General features: G+C 45.9%; 10 protein-coding genes. 7 read left to right on the plus strand and 3 right to left on the minus strand.

The features are described 5' to 3' along the window. Positions 1 to 143: 143 nt before the first annotated feature. Entirely contained in the window at positions 144 to 4,412 is a 4,269-nt protein-coding gene (locus EYR25_RS01020) for a translocation/assembly module TamB domain-containing protein (protein ID WP_133178217.1), read from the minus strand. After that, entirely contained in the window at positions 4,409 to 6,265 is a 1,857-nt protein-coding gene (locus EYR25_RS01025) for an autotransporter assembly complex protein TamA (RefSeq protein WP_133178218.1), read from the minus strand. The genes EYR25_RS01020 and EYR25_RS01025 overlap by 4 nt, the downstream gene beginning before the upstream one ends. A gap of 120 nt (positions 6,266 to 6,385) precedes the next feature. Here EYR25_RS01025 and EYR25_RS01030 point away from each other — a divergent pair, with 120 nt between their 5' ends. Then, positions 6,386 to 7,417 (plus strand): isoaspartyl peptidase/L-asparaginase family protein, encoded by a 1,032-nt coding sequence (locus EYR25_RS01030; RefSeq protein ID WP_133178219.1) that lies wholly within the window; start codon positions 6,386 to 6,388, stop codon positions 7,415 to 7,417. Between the two features lie 540 nt (positions 7,418 to 7,957). On the opposite strand, the gene EYR25_RS01035 is transcribed toward EYR25_RS01030, so the two are convergent. Beyond that, positions 7,958 to 10,669 carry an acetate--CoA ligase family protein gene (locus EYR25_RS01035; protein WP_133178220.1) on the minus strand — a complete coding sequence of 904 codons (2,712 nt, stop codon included), beginning with the start codon at positions 10,667 to 10,669 and terminating at the stop codon, positions 7,958 to 7,960. Between the two features lie 274 nt (positions 10,670 to 10,943). Here EYR25_RS01035 and EYR25_RS21465 point away from each other — a divergent pair, with 274 nt between their 5' ends. The 6 genes from EYR25_RS21465 to EYR25_RS01065 are packed head-to-tail and all read left to right on the plus strand — an operon-like array spanning position 10,944 to position 17,101. Beyond that, positions 10,944 to 12,086 (plus strand): methyl-accepting chemotaxis protein, encoded by a 1,143-nt coding sequence (locus EYR25_RS21465; protein WP_133178221.1) that lies wholly within the window; start codon positions 10,944 to 10,946, stop codon positions 12,084 to 12,086. Between the two features lie 14 nt (positions 12,087 to 12,100). Further along, positions 12,101 to 12,385 (plus strand): STAS domain-containing protein, encoded by a 285-nt coding sequence (locus tag EYR25_RS01045; protein ID WP_023267269.1) that lies wholly within the window; start codon positions 12,101 to 12,103, stop codon positions 12,383 to 12,385. 7 nt (positions 12,386 to 12,392) lie between these two features. Then, entirely contained in the window at positions 12,393 to 14,069 is a 1,677-nt protein-coding gene (locus EYR25_RS01050; RefSeq protein ID WP_133178222.1) for a SpoIIE family protein phosphatase, read from the plus strand. Positions 14,070 to 14,072: 3 nt separating this feature from the next. Next, the gene (locus EYR25_RS01055) at positions 14,073 to 14,438 is read left to right on the plus strand and encodes a response regulator (protein WP_023267267.1); all 366 of its coding nucleotides are present in this window, start codon (positions 14,073 to 14,075) and stop codon (positions 14,436 to 14,438) included. Between the two features lie 15 nt (positions 14,439 to 14,453). Then, complete coding sequence (locus EYR25_RS01060; protein WP_133178223.1) at positions 14,454 to 16,574, plus strand: chemotaxis protein CheA; 2,121 nt, start codon at positions 14,454 to 14,456, stop codon at positions 16,572 to 16,574. Between the two features lie 14 nt (positions 16,575 to 16,588). After that, positions 16,589 to 17,101: a chemotaxis protein CheW gene (locus tag EYR25_RS01065; protein WP_023267265.1), complete on the plus strand. Its 513-nt coding sequence runs from the start codon at positions 16,589 to 16,591 to the stop codon at positions 17,099 to 17,101. Positions 17,102 to 17,103 lie beyond the last annotated feature (2 nt).

Consider the following 17,103-nt stretch of genomic DNA (forward strand, 5'->3'; position numbering starts at 1 on the left):
TGAAGCAAAAAGCGCCTTAATGGCGCTTTTTTTGTCTCTATTAACTCGCCTCAAATACGTTAACATGCACTAGTTAGGTGCTGAGTCCGAACTTTGAAACAGCCGCGAAGCATAACAACGCGGCTATGTCGTTTTTAATTTAATTATTTGATATTAAAGTTGTAATAAATATCTAGGGATTGGCCTAAGGTGCCTGATACCGTCTCCAAATAGAGCTGGGATAACAGATAATATCTCACTGTCATCTCATAACCAGGGTTGAATACGCTAACGCCGTATTTCACCATTAAGTTATCACCAATAAAGCCGCTGATCGCCACGCGACCTTCATCGTTAGTGTCGAGCTGTACGTTGGAGAAACCGAATTCTTCAATAATCCCAGCAGCGGTGTTGCCAATATTATTGATAGCGCCACCGCCGCCTACCTGTGAACTTAATCCGAGTGCTGCGCCCATCATTAATGAGTTATTCTGCTCGTTATTACTGCTGTTAAAACCGCTGCCTTTGATAATGTAAGACAGGATCTCCGCTTGCTCCTTCGCAGGGTTTGAGAACAGCGTCACAACGGGGCGAGCAGGTGTGCCAGTGACACGGACACCGGCAACTAGATCCTCACTCTTAATTTCACGAATAGCTTCAATATTTAAGTTAGGGACTGAGGTTGGGCCGACAAACTGGACTTCACCGGTGCGGATCTTCAGGGTTTGTCCCATAAACTTATAGCTGCCTTGTTTGACTTTAATATCGCCAAACAGCAAGGGGGGACGGAATGCCTGTTGTTGAAGTTTTAAGGTCCCTTGCAGCTTACCTTTAAGGCCCATACCATCCACTTTTAAGTCGTTACCGACATTAATATTCAGATCCGCCACAATCGCATAGGGACTGGCTTTAGGTTGCGCCGCGGCAATCGAGTCATCGAAGACCACATCTTCCGACAGGGCAACACCACCTTCGGCGAGTTGGACTATCTTGATATTACCCGAAGGCACATCGACAACCCCTTTGACTTCGAGCTGTTGACTACTAAAGGCGATGGTGAGATCGGGTGAGACATCGAGCAGTGCCAAGGGCGGTTGGATCACGGCTAATTTGTCGCCCTTTATCGCAAGCTCGCCACTAAATTGGCCTTGAGGCCAGCGCATATCACCCGTCACTCGACCTAATCCCGTACCCATCATCCAACGGCCTTTGAGGGACGCCTGTTGACCACCAAGATCCATCGACATATCGATTTTATTGACCAAGGTTGGGTTTGCGGTTAAGGCGAGGGCACCTTGGGTGAGGGACACATTACCCGATACTTCTGGCGCATCTAAGGTGCCTGCAAAGTTTAATTTGCTGGTCAGTAAACCTTCGAGGGTATTGAGCTGTGGGAAAAACTCGCCTAAGGGTTGTAGGTTAATTTGTTTGATATTGGCATAACCCGACAAAGCCCTGTCTGGGGTCACGTTAACGGTAAATTCACTCTGCCAACTAGCAACTGCTTCTGATTCAAAGTTAATCGTTGATGTAAGGCGTTTAGCATCCAAATTTGCCTTTAACGCGAGCTGTTGATACTTGATGGTGACTTCACGGTTTTTAGCGCGTTTAAGCTTGATGCTACCGGGCGTAAAATTAAAGTCGACATTAGCGGTGGGTTTACGTCCCGCCGCCCAAGCAAAGTTTGCTAAGAGTGAAGAACTGCCGTCCCATTGCATATTGTCTGGTAATACAGGCACTAACAACTTACCTAAATTACCTGCATAGCTGATCTGGGCATCGCCAGTTTTGCCAATTGTGACTTGATTATCGAGGCAAACCTGACTGTTGGGGTTCACTAGACAGAAAGGACTAATATTACCTTTGGATTTGTTTTGGTCCCATGCAATAAAAATGTCCTTATCTATTTCCCAGCGACCAACAGGGGTTGCCAAGTTGATTTTATTCACTTGAGCTTTTAACTGGGATTTTTTCATATCGTATTGGCTGCTCACGCCAAGCTCGAGTCCTAAATCCCCTGTGGCACTCAGCGTGAGTTTTTGGTTTTGAATATCACCCTTACTGCCCAAGATGACAGTATCTAGACTCTGTGAGCCGAGTTGTAGCGCCTTGGACTTGAGTGAAAGGGCAAACTCGTGTGCATCCAAAGGTTTATAGTAAGCCTTGAGTGTTGACTCCCTGAGCTTAATATTTTGATGCACCAGATCGACCAGTTGCGCGGTTAGCTCAAGTTGTGGATGTTTTTCATCCCCAGTGACATTGATATCTGCCTGCAATTGGCCGCTGGCTTGGGGTAGCCATAAACCGAAATCGGGGACTTGCAGCTTGCCCTCAATGTTCCAGGTTTTGTTGGTTTCGCCCGCTAAGGTTAAGGTAGAACCCAGTACCTTGGCATTGACCCCTTTGGCGCTGATATACAGTTTATCGTTTATGCTGACATCGGCTGTGATATCAAACGGATAACCCTGCATTGTGCCTGACAGTTGAGTGTCCGTTAGAGCTACTTGCCACTGTTTATCTAGCAAACGCCCAGTTGTCTGTAATTGTCCCGAGATTAAACTGTTTGGCAGGCTGCTCGTTGCACTTGTTGCTGTAGTTGCAGCAGCTGTTGTTGGAGCTGGATCATTTGTAGTTGCAGGCGCTGACTTATCGGTATTTGTGCTCGGCGCTTTAGAGTCCTTTTTAGCTGTCGTTTCAGGCGTCTGTGCGGTTTCCGGCAGGGTGATTTCCTGTAATTTCAGGTTATCGAGCAATACCTTGGCTTTCCAAGTGATCGCCTTAGCGTAATCTAGCTCACCGGTGACATCGACCGAACCTAGCTCGCCCTTTGCAGTAAACTGCTTAATATCGAGCTTCGCATCCTGATGATGGAGTTCACTGCTGATGGCTAAGACTTTATGGAAAGGTGTGGTGACATTTCCATTGAGCGTCGCCGCTTGCTGCGTGAGGGAGCCTTGGCTGTCGAGGTTAAGGTCGCTGACGAGATACTCGGCATGTTGCAGTGGCCATTGTGCGCGGGCTTTCTCCAGTTTGACCTTGTAGGGCAGCGTAGGATCTTTCAGGGTCAATTGTCCATTGAGACTAAAATCGACATCCCCCTTGGCAAGGGCATGGATCCCAAGCTGTCCGACGCTTTGGCTAAGCGTTAGGTTTAATTGTTGATGGGTCAATTCAGGCAACTCGGCAACCTGAGTCACATTAGCCTGAACCTCAAGCGCGAGCGGATAGTCCTGTTCGAGGGCGAGTTGGCCCACCACAGAAACTTCGCCATAACTATGGGCAAGCAGCAGTTTTTCTAGGGTTAACTGATACTTGGCAAATTGACCTTGAAGCTCAATATGGCTAAATAGATCTTCGCGCGGACCAATCTGTAAACGGCTGTTGTCTAAACTGAGGTGCTTGACATCCACCGGAAAAGGCATAAAAACCTGTGGTAAATGGGCAAGAGCCCATTCCTCTGTAGATGCTTGCTTATCGGCGTTTTCATCCGTTTGTTTATCTGCAATGGGTTTGTCAGTTGAAGCTTTAGCGCTTGTTGCCACTACTGCGGTTGCTGATTTTTCTGTCTCAGGCTGAGGAGGCGTAGTCGCTGCGCTCGTGGTTTCTGCCGCTGTAGTTGTCTTGGCTGCCTTAGTGTCCGTAAATTGTGTGCCTGTGATTTGAGTGTCAGTGACTTGAGTACCTGTTGTTTGAGTGCCTGCGCCTTGAGGAGTTGTGGCTGGTGTGTCTGGCACAGAGCTGTCGTCGGTTGGAATTAACACTGCTAAGCCTTCACTGCTAAGCTGCTCGACTGTCAGTCCTTCGGCAAACCAAGTAGCGGCGGTCTGAATATGATTTGCCGAAAAGCGCATCTTATCGACCGAAATATTGATGTTATTCAGTTCAGCGCTGTCGAGTTTGATGCCAAAGGGCAGAACCAGTTCACTCGGCTCATCATTTTCGGGGGCCATGTCGGTTTCAGCACCGCCAGCGCTTAAGGCCTCGGTATCGATATTGACATCGATTTGGCTCGCCGTTAGAGCATTCACGCACAGCTGTTTTTGTAGCAGACATGTGGGTTGCCATGCCAAATGTAAATCCTTGAGCTCGACCTTAATCCCATCCATTGACCAACTGGCGTGGGCTAAGGTGAGATCTTTATTTAAGGAGCCAGAAGTGTAGGTGAGCGCCAGATCGGGCACAAATTTATCGGCTAAACCCACACTTATCCGCGAGCCAATTTCAGTCCCTAGCAGTAATGCGGTTAGCACCAAAAGACTTAAGGGGACGTAAACAATAATCCGCGTGCAGAGTTTAAACATTTGCCAAATGCGCTGCTTAAGCGTTTTGGGCTGCACGCATGTTGGATTTTGCTCTAAAGATGATTGCTGCTCAGGTGTTTGATTTTCTTGTTGAGCAGGTGCATTAGGTTCATGGATAGGGGGCTGACTCATAGCTCTGTCCCCATGGTTAAGTGAATGCGCCATGAGCGGTCAATGGTGTCTGTCTCTTTCAAACCAACCCCTAAATCTAACTTAATTGGGCCAATAGGGGAGATCCAATGGATACCGCCGCCCACTGAGACCACAGGTTCAAACTGGTTGTTATCAAAGGCGTTACCCGCATCGACAAAGGTGGCAACACGCCAAGTTGGGGTGACGTAATATTGATATTCCAAACTGCCGACCATGAGATAGCGCCCACCGATAACCTCACGATTGACTTTGCCATCGGCATCGAGGTAATCGAGATAAGGCCCAAGTTCTTGATAGCCATAACCACGTATGGTTTGGTCGCCACCGGCAAAATAGCGCAGTGACGGTGGAATAAAGGCCAGCTCATTTTCATTGGCTAGGTTGGCGGCGAGATCCATACGCGCCACGATTCTGTGGTTATCAAAAAAGGTGTCAATCCACTTAAACTTGGCCTGTAAACGGGCAAGGCGGGTTTCTGAGCCCAAATAAGGATCGGCATAATCTAAGCTATACATTTGCCTAAAGCCGGACTTAGGATCGAGTGAGTTATCACCACGGGTGGTTTTAGAAAAGTTAATTCCCGCCAGATAAAAACTAGGGCTGTAATCGATGTCAGATTGGGTATATTCCTCGCGGATCGCATCGAGGGAATAACTCATGAGCCATTGATTATCTAAGCGTTGTTGCCTGAGTAGCCCGAGCAAATACTTGGTCGACTCCAATTGCCCTGTGTTGCGAAAATCGCGGTTTTCTGGCTCGTAAATCTGGGTAACCCCGTATTTATCTCGCAACAAGCCTAAACGAATTTTGAGTTGATCGTCTAAGGGATGCGTCAGTGGAATCGTATAAGTGGTTAAAAACTTGGGCCTATCAGGAGACCACTCCAAACTGGTCTCTTGAGAATGACCGTATTTATTGACTTGTGGTGTGCGCCAAGTGACCCGCACCCTAGGGTCGAAGGTTTTATCGGCGCTTTGGCCTATATCGCCACCGAGACCTAATTCAATCGAGTGGCTGGCTTTATTGGTGAGTTCTACCTTTACTGGCAGTTGATTATCCTTTGCCTGATCGATCTGAGGGATCACTTTTATATTGGCAAAATAACCCGTATCCAATAATTGGCGGTTAAGAGCACTGACACGGCGGGTCGAATAGGCCGCATCTTCCTTAAAGGGAATAAGCTTAGTGAGGATATCCGGCTCTAAAGTATGTCCATCAAAACTCACTTGACCAAAGTGGTAACGTGCGCCGGAGTTAAAATGCAGGCTAATTTGCGCCGTGTTTAAATCGCGGTTGATTTTGATTTGCGACTCGGTGAATTCGCCATCGAAATAACCTCTTGCCAGGGCAAGCGTCACCAGTTGGGATTTCACATCGGAATACACCCCATGGTTGAGCGTATCTCCTGGCTTGATATTCACCTCCGCCAGCCACTTATCGAAGGCGCGGTCGTCGAGCATCTCGCCGGAAAAATTAATGTCGACCCATTGAACTTTAACTGGCTCACCCGCTTTGACCGTGAGTTTGAGCTCCCACGGGCCTTTGTCCTTTTCGACTAACTGTTCTTCCACTTCGCCATGGTAATAGCCCATGGACTCGAGGGCGGTGGTGACATTGTCTTCGACGTTAAATAAGAAGGCTCGGCGCTGCACTTCGGAGTCTGGCATCGCGCCTAAGTGGGCGAGAATGTTACGCTTTAGGGCTTCGTCGACCCCGTTGACAGAAAGCGTTAAAAAGTTATCGGCGGCCATAGTCCCCGATGTGACTAAACTCAGGCCAAGAAGCAAATGAAGACGAAAAGATAATGACGTTATTTGCAAGAATCGCTGCACTTTATAATCCCTGTGATGTGAGTTCATTGTCGCCAGAATAGGTCTAACAGGCAAGGAGATGATTGAAATTAGTCATTGAAATGGTTACAAAGGACGTTACTGTTTAAGGGGATGTAAATAATGAAAATAAAATTAGCCACCTTTAGTTTAATTCTCTCGAGTGCACTTTTTATGTCACAAAATACCCAAGCGAATGAAAAACCTTTTGCCATTGCGATCCACGGTGGCGCGGGCACGATCTCCAAGGCTAATCTCACACCTGAGCTGCGCCAAGCCTATAAAGACAAACTCAAAGAAGCCGTCGATAAAGGTTCAAAAGTACTCGAGCAGGGCGGCGATAGCTTAGTGGCGGTGCAAACCGCCATCAATGTATTAGAAAATAGTCCGCTGTTTAACGCCGGTGTCGGTTCGGTTTACACCTATGATGGCGGCCATGAGTTAGATGCCTCGATTATGGATGGTAAAACCATGAATGCGGGTGCCGTAGCGGGCGTGCGCCATATCGCTAATCCTATCGATTTGGCCCTAGCCGTGATGAATAAGTCCGAGCATGTGATGCTCTCAGGCGCAGGGGCCGAGGAGTTTGCCTTAACCCAAGGTTTTACGCTGGTACCTAACAGCCATTTCGATAGCGATGCTCGTTATCAGCAATTACTCGATGCCAGACAAAAACTGCAGGCGGCTGAAAAATCAGATCAAATTGCGGGTATTGAGATGAAAGATCTCGATTATAAATTCGGTACCGTCGGCGCTGTCGCCTTAGATAAAAACGGTAACTTAGCGGCGGGCACTTCTACTGGTGGGATGACGGCTAAACGCTTTGGTAGGATTGGGGACTCGCCCGTGATTGGTGCTGGCACCTATGCCGAAAACGGCGTTTGCGCTGTATCGGCTACTGGCCATGGTGAGTTTTTTATTCGCTATCAAGTGGCGGGCGATATCTGCGCTAAAGTGAAGTATCAGCAAAAATCTATTATTCAAGCGGCAGATGAAGTGGTTAATCAACGCCTTATCACCGCTGGCGGCTCTGGTGGTGTGATTGCAGTCGACCACAGGGGCAATATTGCCACGCCATTTAATACCGAAGGTATGTACCGCGCCACCCGTAGTAATGGTGAGCCAGCCCAAGTGATGATTTGGCAGGATCAATAGTTCTGTATCCGATAAGGACGCTAAGATTAGCCTGATGACACTGACGGTATTGGCTTGGTGTTTTCACCTTGTTTGCCCCGATATGTCGAATAACAATGCAGTACTGACCTAACTCTGCATAAATGCCGAATTGTTGAAAACTCCTGAATGATCATTAAATCCTATTTTTATTGGCTAATTTATTGAAAATTTTTTAATTTTAGCTTTAGTCGCCCAACGAATAAGTGCCACAATGGTGGCACTTATGCTAAGTCATATTGACGTTTCTGGTTTTTTTGCAGCAATTTGGCTGGCTTGTATACAAGGCTGAGTCCGTGCAGTGTCGTTATTCTACATAAACGGACGATAACGCAGCAGAAACGCCAGCCAAATGCTGCCCGAAGAGTTCGTCTGGCAAGCCCTTGCTATCATAGCCGCTCGTCATTTGAGTAGAATAACGACACATCATTCCTCGTTTCGCGAGCACGTGCTTGCCAGAACGAACAACACCTAATCTCGAAACGTCAACACGCTCTAGGTTAACCTAATATATTAAGCCCATCAGGAATAGGATGGGGCATCACTTTTCAAATCCATATGCATTTTGATCAAATGTTCTTCCATATCGAAGGTCACTTTAAAACCTAAGCTCTTGGCAAGGCTGGCCATATTGCGGTTTTCAAACATGGTAAAGCCAGTTAGCACAGGGGTGTCATTCGCTTGATAGTATTTAATCAATTTTTCGAGCAGTAATTTACCCAGCCCAATACCTTGGTGATCGCCCCGCACCGCCATGGCAAATTCGGCTTCGGTATTGTCGGGATCGATGGAGGCCCGCACTGCACCTAAGGTAATGTCATCACCGTCCGGCCCTTTAGCAGTGGCGATAAACGCCATTTCGCGGGCGTAGTCGATTTGGGTCAGTACCGCCATTTCCTCGTGGGTCATCTTAGAGCGCACGCCAAAGTAGCGTTTGTATCTATCTTCATCGGAGAGGGAATTATCAAAGGCCAAATGCTTGGGCTCATCCTCGGGCAGGATGGGGCGCAGCATGACCTTAAGACCATTTTTAAGCTCGGCAAATTCCTCTAATTCCTTGGGATAGGGCATGATGGCAAGACGCGAGGTGTTATCGGTATTGGCATCGTGCAGTCGGATATTCACATCAAGCAGGGTGATGTTTTCCCCCGCCGCTAGCACAGGGTTAAGATCTAACGACGCTATCTCTGGGCAGTCGATGATGATGTGGGAAATTTGCGTCAGCATTACGCACAGGGCGTTCATATCCAGCCCCAGCGGTAAATGCCTGTCCTTTAACTTATGGGTCTTTAAAGCTTGGATCACCATGTAGCGGGCCAGCGCCATATTGAGTGGGGGTAAAGCCACGGCCGCGTCCCTTGTGGGATCCCACTCAGAACCGCCTTCACCTAAACAGATGGCTGGGCCAAAGACGGGATCGCTGATTACGGCGACCCGAATTTCCTGCGCGCCAGCGGTCAATGCCATCTTCTGCACTATCATGCCCTCGATAATCGCGTCGGGATTGGCCTGATGCACCCGCTGAGTAATCGCATTGGCTGCATGGCGAATATCTTCTGCCGAGGTGAGGTTAAGCATAACGCCGTGGACATCGGATTTATGCAAAATATTTGGTGATTGCACTTTGAGCGCGAGGGGATAACCCGCCTCATTCGCAATGGCGACGGCCTCATCGGCATCTTTGACAAACCAAGTGTCGATAGTATTGAGGCCATAAGCGCGTAAAATCGGGCTGGCTTCGTGGGTTTCGAGTACCGCTTTACCCTTTGCCTGCGCCGCTTGCAGCAGTTTTCGCGCCGTTTGGCTATCGGTTGGAATATTGTCGGGGATAGACTGCGGCACTTCCTGCAGCAGTTTTTGGTTACGGCGATATTCTACCATATGCATAAAGGCACCGACCGCACCTTCGGGGGTGCGATAGGTGGAGATGCCACCCTTGGTAAAGCGCTTGCGGGCCTGGTAGGCCGAGTCTTCACCGCTCCAGTTGGTGAGGATATTTAAGCGGTTTTTCTTCGGATGCGCGTGGATCACTTTAATTAATGCATCGGCAATTTCTACACTTTCGCCAAGGGCGGAGGGCGAGTGCAGCACCAAAATGGCGTCTAATTCTTCACTATCCATCAGGATATTGAGTGCGCTGGCGTAACGGCTGGCGTTGGCATCGCCGATAATATCGACGGGGTTTTGCTTCGACCAAGTATTGGGCAGCACGGCATCGAGTTTGGCGATGGTCTCTTGGGATAACTCCGCCAGTTTACCGCCGCGCAGAATAAGTTCATCGACGGCCAATACCGCAGGGCCGCCACCATTACTGATAATCCCTAATCGCTCGCCTTGCAATGGATTAGAGTGGGCGAGGCTTTCTACCGCGGCAAAAAGTTCAATCAAATCATTCACCCGCAGCATACCTGCGCGCCTAAAGGCGGCTTCGTACACGGCATCGTTACCGCCAATGCCACCCGTATGCAACTTGGCGGCACGCACTCCTTCGGCGCTGCGACCGGATTTAATCACTAATATGGGCTTATTACGGGAGGCAGCGCGAGCGGCGGAGAGGAAATGGCGTTTTTCATTGACCGAATCGATATACAACATGATGGCGCTAGTACGGCTATCGCGGCCGAGGAAATCGAGTAACTCATCGAAGTTAATATCGGTGGCATCGCCAAGGGAGATAAAGGATGAAAAGCCAATACCTTTGTTGTTTGCCCAATCCAGCACTGTGGTACAAATTGCCGCCGACTGCGATACAAAAGCAATTTTGCCGGGTAGGGCGCTGGCATGGGCCAAGCTGGCATTGAGTCCTAACGGCGGCAATAAAATACCTAAACTGTTGGGACCAAGGATACGCATACCATAGCGTTTAGCGTGTTGCATGGCTAAGTCGAGCAGGCTGACACCTTCTTCATTGACCTCCTGCGCCATGCCGGATGCCATGATAATCGCCACTTTACAGCCGAATTGGGCCAGAGTTTCGACGATGGCGGGTACACGAGTGGCGCGGGTACAAATCACCGCTAAATCGGGCTTTATCGGTAAGGCTTCGATATTGGGATAGGCAAGTACCCCCATCACGGCACGGTATTTTGGCGTCACGGGCATGATGGGGCCAGAAAATCCGCTGGAGAGCAGGTTTTTCATCAGCACATTACCGGCGCGTTTCTCACTATTGGAGGCGCCAATAATGGCTACGGATGTGGGTTTAAATAAGGAGTGTAATGTACGTTGACTCATAAATGATCCCATCCCAGTCGAAGACATCGCCAGTGTAACCTAGGCTTATGTGACTGCCCAGTTTAGATTTGAGTAATCAGAAGTCAGTTTATTAGTAAATCATCAAGTTAACTGGGCTGGCTATCATACTTTTATGCCAAACTTAGCTTTGTGCGCATTAAATCAATGCTTTTTAGAACTATGGTCTAACAAAGATAAAAATTTCTTTATCTATTTGAAAACCCCTGAATATCAAACTACTTTTTAATCACAGAACAATTCTCGCGAGGAAAGTATGGAATTTAGGGATGGTGTCATTGCTTTATTAGCAATTGCAGTTGGATACGCGATTGGTTTGATAACCTTCTGGGTTGTGAGTCCGATCCTATCCGTTGCAATCATGCTTTTGTGGCAAGTTTACCGAAATAGGCAAACTCAAAAGGCGTCAGTCTCTACTCAAACTTCGCAAGATAAAGCAATAAACCTCGATTGGCATACTCATATGCAGCTCTACCAAGAGGCCATTGCTACTGTTGATGAATGTGAAGCCAATATCAATAATGTTCTTACCGTTCAAAATGATGCTGTAACTTTGCTCGGAGATTCGTTTGATGGACTGGGTCGTTTAATGACGGAGCAAACAGGCTTTATTTCCGATCTTGTCAAAAGTACTGATGATGCAGAAATCTTTCACTCTGAACAAATGAAACAGTTCGCTAATAACACCTCGCAAACACTTGAGCGCTTTATCCAATCCACTATTGAAATGTCAGCTTCAACGATGGAGCTACTTGAAAAAGTAAATCTTATCTATGAGTCAATGCCTCAAGCAATGAAGGCACTACAGGACATTGACCAAATCTCTTCACAGACAAATTTATTGGCATTGAATGCCGCAATAGAGGCTGCTCGTGCGGGGGAGGCGGGCAGAGGATTTGCAGTTGTTGCTGATGAAGTGCGCGCGCTTTCTAATCGGAGCGCGGGTTTTAGTGATGGTATACAAAAACAACTACGATCCATTCAATCGCAAATTGAGCAATTAACTCAGCATGTGAGTAAAGTCGCAGCGCAAGATATGAGTTATATTATTGATGCTAAAAAAGATATTGATACAGCGCTCAAACAAATCATCATTAAAGCAGAAAAGGACTCAAAGGTCATTGCACGGATAGATTCGTCAGCACATGAACTTGAAACTGCTATCTCAGATACAATAAGAGGTTTGCAGTTTAGCGATATCACTTCCCAAAGTCTCACCTATACCAATCAGTCATTGCATCATTTAAAAGATGCTCTCAAGCAAGTCACCACAATGTCACACGAAGAATTTGGCGTTGCAGGTGAAGCTGTGACTGAAAAAATAGGCCAGCGCCGTAATGAAAAACATAATCCTGTTTCAAGGAATGAAATAACGAGTGGTGAAATAGAACTCTTTTAAATGGATAGCAAGTTATGTCAAATATTCAGATTATAGTTTTACCAGAACGTTTTGATTTTTATTATCACAAAGCGTTTACGAGTGACTATCAGCATGTTTTAAGTCTTAAGGATATTAATCACATCATTCTCGACTTTAGCCGAGTGCTATACCTTGATAGTTCCGCACTTGGCATGATGGTGTTACTTCACCGCAAAGCACAAGAGCGGGGATTAACCACAGCGATAAAAGGCGCGCATGGCCAGGCTGAAGAAATTTTAAAAGTCGCCAACATGCAAAAAATTTATATAATTGAGTAGTATATCTATGTCAGGGCATTTAGCGATAAATCATTTTGTATTGGTAGTTGACAATGATGCTGTTGTTAGCCAATCCATTAGTGATTTTATTCATAGCAAAGGTTATAGCGTGATTGTCAGTGACAACCTTGAAGATGCTTTTTTTGAAATATCGCTGAATAAAATTGACTTAATTCTAGTGAATTATTTCCAACCTGATGGAACAGCGATTACGCTACTTGAACATCTAAAGTCTTTGAATAAAGAAATTCCAGTAATAGTTATTAATGATAAAAAAGATCCGCAAGCATTTTTAGGCTGTTTTGAAATGGGTGTACTAGATTTTGTTGTTAAACCCATTAATGTTGAGCTTTTTTGGTATAAGGCTGAATGTTTGTTAACTCGAGTTCAACTACAACAAAAAGTTAAACAACAAAGTAGTGAACTTGAGAAAATGCTCTATGAAAAGGCTAGGGAAGAGCAAATGGCTCGCCATATTTTTGAGCATTTGGTCAATATCGATAATAATCATTTCGATTTTATAAAAACTTTTTGTCAGGCAAGTGCTAATTTTAGCGGCGACATTCTATTAAACGGTGTTTCCCCTAATGGGAATTTATTTTTAATGCTTGCGGATTCTACCGGGCATGGTCTCAGCGCTGCCATGCCAATTATGCGCGTGGCGAGTACCTTTAGAGCAATGGTTTCAAAGGGATTTTCATTAGTTACCTTGATTTATGAACTCAATGAAAAAGTGTATCACGAGAATCCAGAAGATAGGTTTGTTGCTTGCATCATTCTTGAGGCGGATTTTTTTAGGAATAAATTATATGTCTGGAACGGGGGGATGCCCCCCGTTTACCTCCATTTAGAACATGAATTAAGTAATGATAAGGCATTCAACTCGACTAATATGGCATTAGGTATTCTCCCCCCGAATACTTTTGTTGCGGATATTTTCTCTATTGATTTACCAAATCATGGATATGCATGTTTATTTAGTGATGGGCTTATTGAACAGCATACATTAGAAGAGCAGCCATTTGGCATTGGTCGACTACAGTCTTTGTTTGACGAAAAATTAGGTGATTTAACACACTATCTAACCGATAGTTTTGAACAGTATTTTCAAGGCAAACACATAGCCGATGATATTACTGTTTGCACTCTTGATTTTGAACGTTTGTATCAATGGCATCAAACTCGGGATTTTAAAGAGTTAACTTCAAACCTGAATGGTGAGTTTAGTTGGGATATTAAAATATCAGGCGCGATGTTATTGAATGCTGATTATCTCAGTACCCTAAACCAATTCCTAAGTGTGTTTGGTTTTGCCACTAATTTTTGCCAAAGAGTGTTCACTGTAGTTGCTGAACTATTTAGTAATGCAATAGATCATGGAGTGCTAAAATTAGACTCTAGACTAAAGAATGATCCTGAAGGCTTTGAATTGTACCATAGTATAAGAGATAACTATTCAGAGCGCCTTAGTGCGGATGATTGGGTAAAGGTGAGTATCACTTGGAATCATATGAGCGAGCTAGTTATTACTGTTGCGGATAGTGGTAAAGGTTTTACTGGCTTCAACAGAAGTATATCTGGTTATCCCGAGCTTTCGGGTCGAGGGCTATCATTGGTGAAAACCTTATGTAAACAGTATGAGTTAATTTCACCGGGTAATATCACTAGAGTAGTAATGGAATAGCGCATGAGTAAAAAAATATTAATTGTTGATGATTCGGCCGCCATTAGACAAATGGTAGAAGCGACGTTGAAATCGGCGAGTTATCAGGTCACTTTAGCGAAAGATGGTCGAGAAGCTCTCGATTTATGCGCTAGCCAGCGCTTTGACTTTATTTTGACCGACCAAAATATGCCGCGTATGGATGGATTAACTTTGATTAAATCCTTACGGGGAATGCCTGCTTTTATGAGAACGCCCATCATAATGCTAACTACTGAGGCGGGGGATGATATGAAAGCACAGGGTAAGGCGGTTGGCGCTACGGGGTGGATGGTTAAACCCTTTGACCCGCAAAAGTTACTAGCCATCACAGCCAAAGTGCTGGGTTAAGGTAATGGGGGCACTATGTCCATTAATATGGCTGAGTTCCACCAAGTGTTTTTTGAAGAAAGCCATGAGCATCTTGAAAACATGGAGCAGTTGCTCATTGCCTTAGACATTCAGTCCCCAGATCCTGAGGAATTAAATACCATCTTTCGCGCGGCGCACTCCATTAAAGGGGGGAGTGGTATTTTTGGGTTCACAGCTTTGACGAGTGTGACTCATGTGATGGAAAATTTGCTCGATAAAATCCGAAAAGGGACTTTTGAGTTATCTTCAGGGGTCATTGACTTGCTTTTGAAGACGGTTGACACCTTGTCTCATATTCTTAGTCTTTACCGTCAGGAAGCGCCAATTGACTGGCAACAGGTCGAATTTGCCAAAAATCAGCTTGTAGCTGCATTGAATGGAGAGTCTTTTTCGGCAGTAAGCCCTAAAGACTTGCAAACGCCTGTGATTCAAGCCATCACCACAAATTCAAATCAACTCGAAGAAGCGCGCTCGAACCAAGCCCCAGAGGAGGATATGGGTTTTGGTTTTTTTGAAGAAGATGTTGAGCTCAGTCTTGCGGTTGAAAATCAAGATTTTGGCTTTTTCGATGAGGCTTATACCGCTAAAGAAATTGGTATTGACTCGCTTTCGCAAACCAATGTCAGTCCCGAACCCATTTCCACAGCAGCGGATGACAACGACTTAGGTTTTGGTTTTTTTGAATCTTTAACGCCTGACAGCATTGACTGTGAGCTTGATGCGTTAGTCCAAGTGCAAACCGGCAAAACCCCGCCTGCGGCTGACTCCACTACCGCGCAGACGAATCATGTATCGGCATCAAAACTTCCACAATTTACTGGAAAGAATACTGAGAAGGTAAAAGCGGAAGCCTCAGTGCCAGTCAATCCTATCCAGCCATTAATGCAAGAACCCGCGACTGCGAGCAAGTCAACTCAACCCCAAACGGTTGTAAAAAAATCACCCGCTAGCACTCAGGATGCGACCCTAAGAGTCGAAACATCGAAAATCGATACATTAGTCAATCTAGCGGGTGAATTAGTCATTACGCAATCTATGCTAACTCTGATTGGTAACGAGTTAACTGGCGAGTTAGGCGAGAGACTCAAAGCCGCACTGATGGAACTGGAGCGAAATACCCGAGAGATGCAAGAGGCAGTGATGTCTGTCCGTATGCTACCGGTTTCTTTTGTATTCAATAGGTTCCACCGTCTAGTACGGGATTTATCGGAGCAGCTTGGCAAAAATGTCAATCTTGTGATTGAAGGTGGTAACACTGAAATTGATAAAGGCATGATTGAAAAGCTAGTCGACCCGCTCACCCATCTTGTGCGTAATAGCCTAGACCATGGAATTGAAAAACCAGAGGTCAGGCAGTCGTTAGGAAAACCAGAGGTGGCAGAGTTATCACTCAGAGCAAGCCAACGGGGGGGAAGCATTGTTATAGCCGTGCATGACGATGGGGCGGGCTTAGACCGCGAAAAAATCTTACAAAAAGCCCGTGAGAATAATATGCCCGTCGCTGACAACATCAGCGACAAGCAGATATGGCAATTAATTTTCACGGCAGGCTTTTCGACTGCTAAGGAAATTACCGATGTGTCTGGGCGTGGCGTCGGTATGGATGTGGTACGTAAAAATATAGAAGCATTAGGTGGCCGAATCGATATTGATTCCGTTGCTGGGCAGGGAGCGACGTTTGAAATCCAATTACCACTAACCTTAGCCATTGTGGATGGCATGAGTGTGAGTGTTGGTAATCAAATTTATATTTTGCCTCTAGTGCATATTATTGAGTCAATACAGCCACAACCTGAGCAGCTTAAGTTTTTGTCACAAGAGAGATTAATAAGGGTACGCGAGGAATATTTACCCTTATTGAACCTCTATCAATTAATGGAAATTGAAGCAAAGGCGAAGCGACCCGAAGAGGGCATAGTGGTGCTACTCGAAAGTAATAATAAGCGTTTTGGACTATGCGTCGATGCTTTGGTAGGTCAACAACAAGTCGTCATAAAAAGCCTAGAAAAACATTATCGTCGTATCCCCGGCGTCTCAGGTGCGACCATCATGGGAGACGGCAGCGTTGCTTTGATACTCGATGTCGAATCACTTTCACAACAAATTAAGAATTAACTGAGGACTATCTCATGGAAAGCCGCGCATCACTCTCCGCTAAATCCGAGTTAAGTGCCCATGATGAAGTAGAGTTTTTAAGTTTTGTTTTGGGCGAAGAGCATTATGCCTTGGACATCATGTCAGTAAAGGAAATCAGGGGCTATGAACCCGTGACAAAAATAGCTAACGCACCCAGTTTTATCAAAGGGGTACTTAATCTGCGTGGCGATATAGTCCCTATTGTGGATCTAAGGATGAAATTTAATGTCGGCACAGTCACTTATGATGAATTTACTATTGTCATCATGCTGAATGTCTGCGACCGAATCGTAGGCATTGTGGTCGATGCAGTCTCTGATGTGATTAAGCTGTCGAGTGAAGCCATTTTACCTGCACCGGAATTTGGTGCTGCCTTTGATAGTCGATATCTCAAAGGACTCGCCACCGTTGAAGAAAAAATGATTATTTTAGTCAATATTCAGGCGCTTATCAGCAGTGATGAGTTGGGGCTAATTGATACAAACAGTCTTTCAGATCAGGAGTAAAC

It is taken from the genome of Shewanella decolorationis (assembly GCF_004354305.1).
Classification (GTDB): Bacteria; Pseudomonadota; Gammaproteobacteria; order Enterobacterales; family Shewanellaceae; genus Shewanella; species Shewanella decolorationis.

Excerpts from the sequence above, each read along its gene's own strand:
- EYR25_RS01020 (WP_133178217.1), bottom strand. The coding sequence starts at position 4,412 with ATGAGTCAGCCCCCTATCCATGAACCTAATGCACCTGCTCAACAAGAA.
- EYR25_RS01030 (WP_133178219.1), top strand. The coding sequence starts at position 6,386 with ATGAAAATAAAATTAGCCACCTTTAGTTTAATTCTCTCGAGTGCACTT.
- EYR25_RS01035 (WP_133178220.1), bottom strand. The coding sequence starts at position 10,669 with ATGAGTCAACGTACATTACACTCCTTATTTAAACCCACATCCGTAGCC.
- EYR25_RS21465 (WP_133178221.1), top strand. The coding sequence starts at position 10,944 with ATGGAATTTAGGGATGGTGTCATTGCTTTATTAGCAATTGCAGTTGGA.
- EYR25_RS01045 (WP_023267269.1), top strand. The coding sequence starts at position 12,101 with ATGTCAAATATTCAGATTATAGTTTTACCAGAACGTTTTGATTTTTAT.
- EYR25_RS01050 (WP_133178222.1), top strand. The coding sequence starts at position 12,393 with ATGTCAGGGCATTTAGCGATAAATCATTTTGTATTGGTAGTTGACAAT.
- EYR25_RS01055 (WP_023267267.1), top strand. The coding sequence starts at position 14,073 with ATGAGTAAAAAAATATTAATTGTTGATGATTCGGCCGCCATTAGACAA.
- EYR25_RS01060 (WP_133178223.1), top strand. The coding sequence starts at position 14,454 with ATGTCCATTAATATGGCTGAGTTCCACCAAGTGTTTTTTGAAGAAAGC.
- EYR25_RS01065 (WP_023267265.1), top strand. The coding sequence starts at position 16,589 with ATGGAAAGCCGCGCATCACTCTCCGCTAAATCCGAGTTAAGTGCCCAT.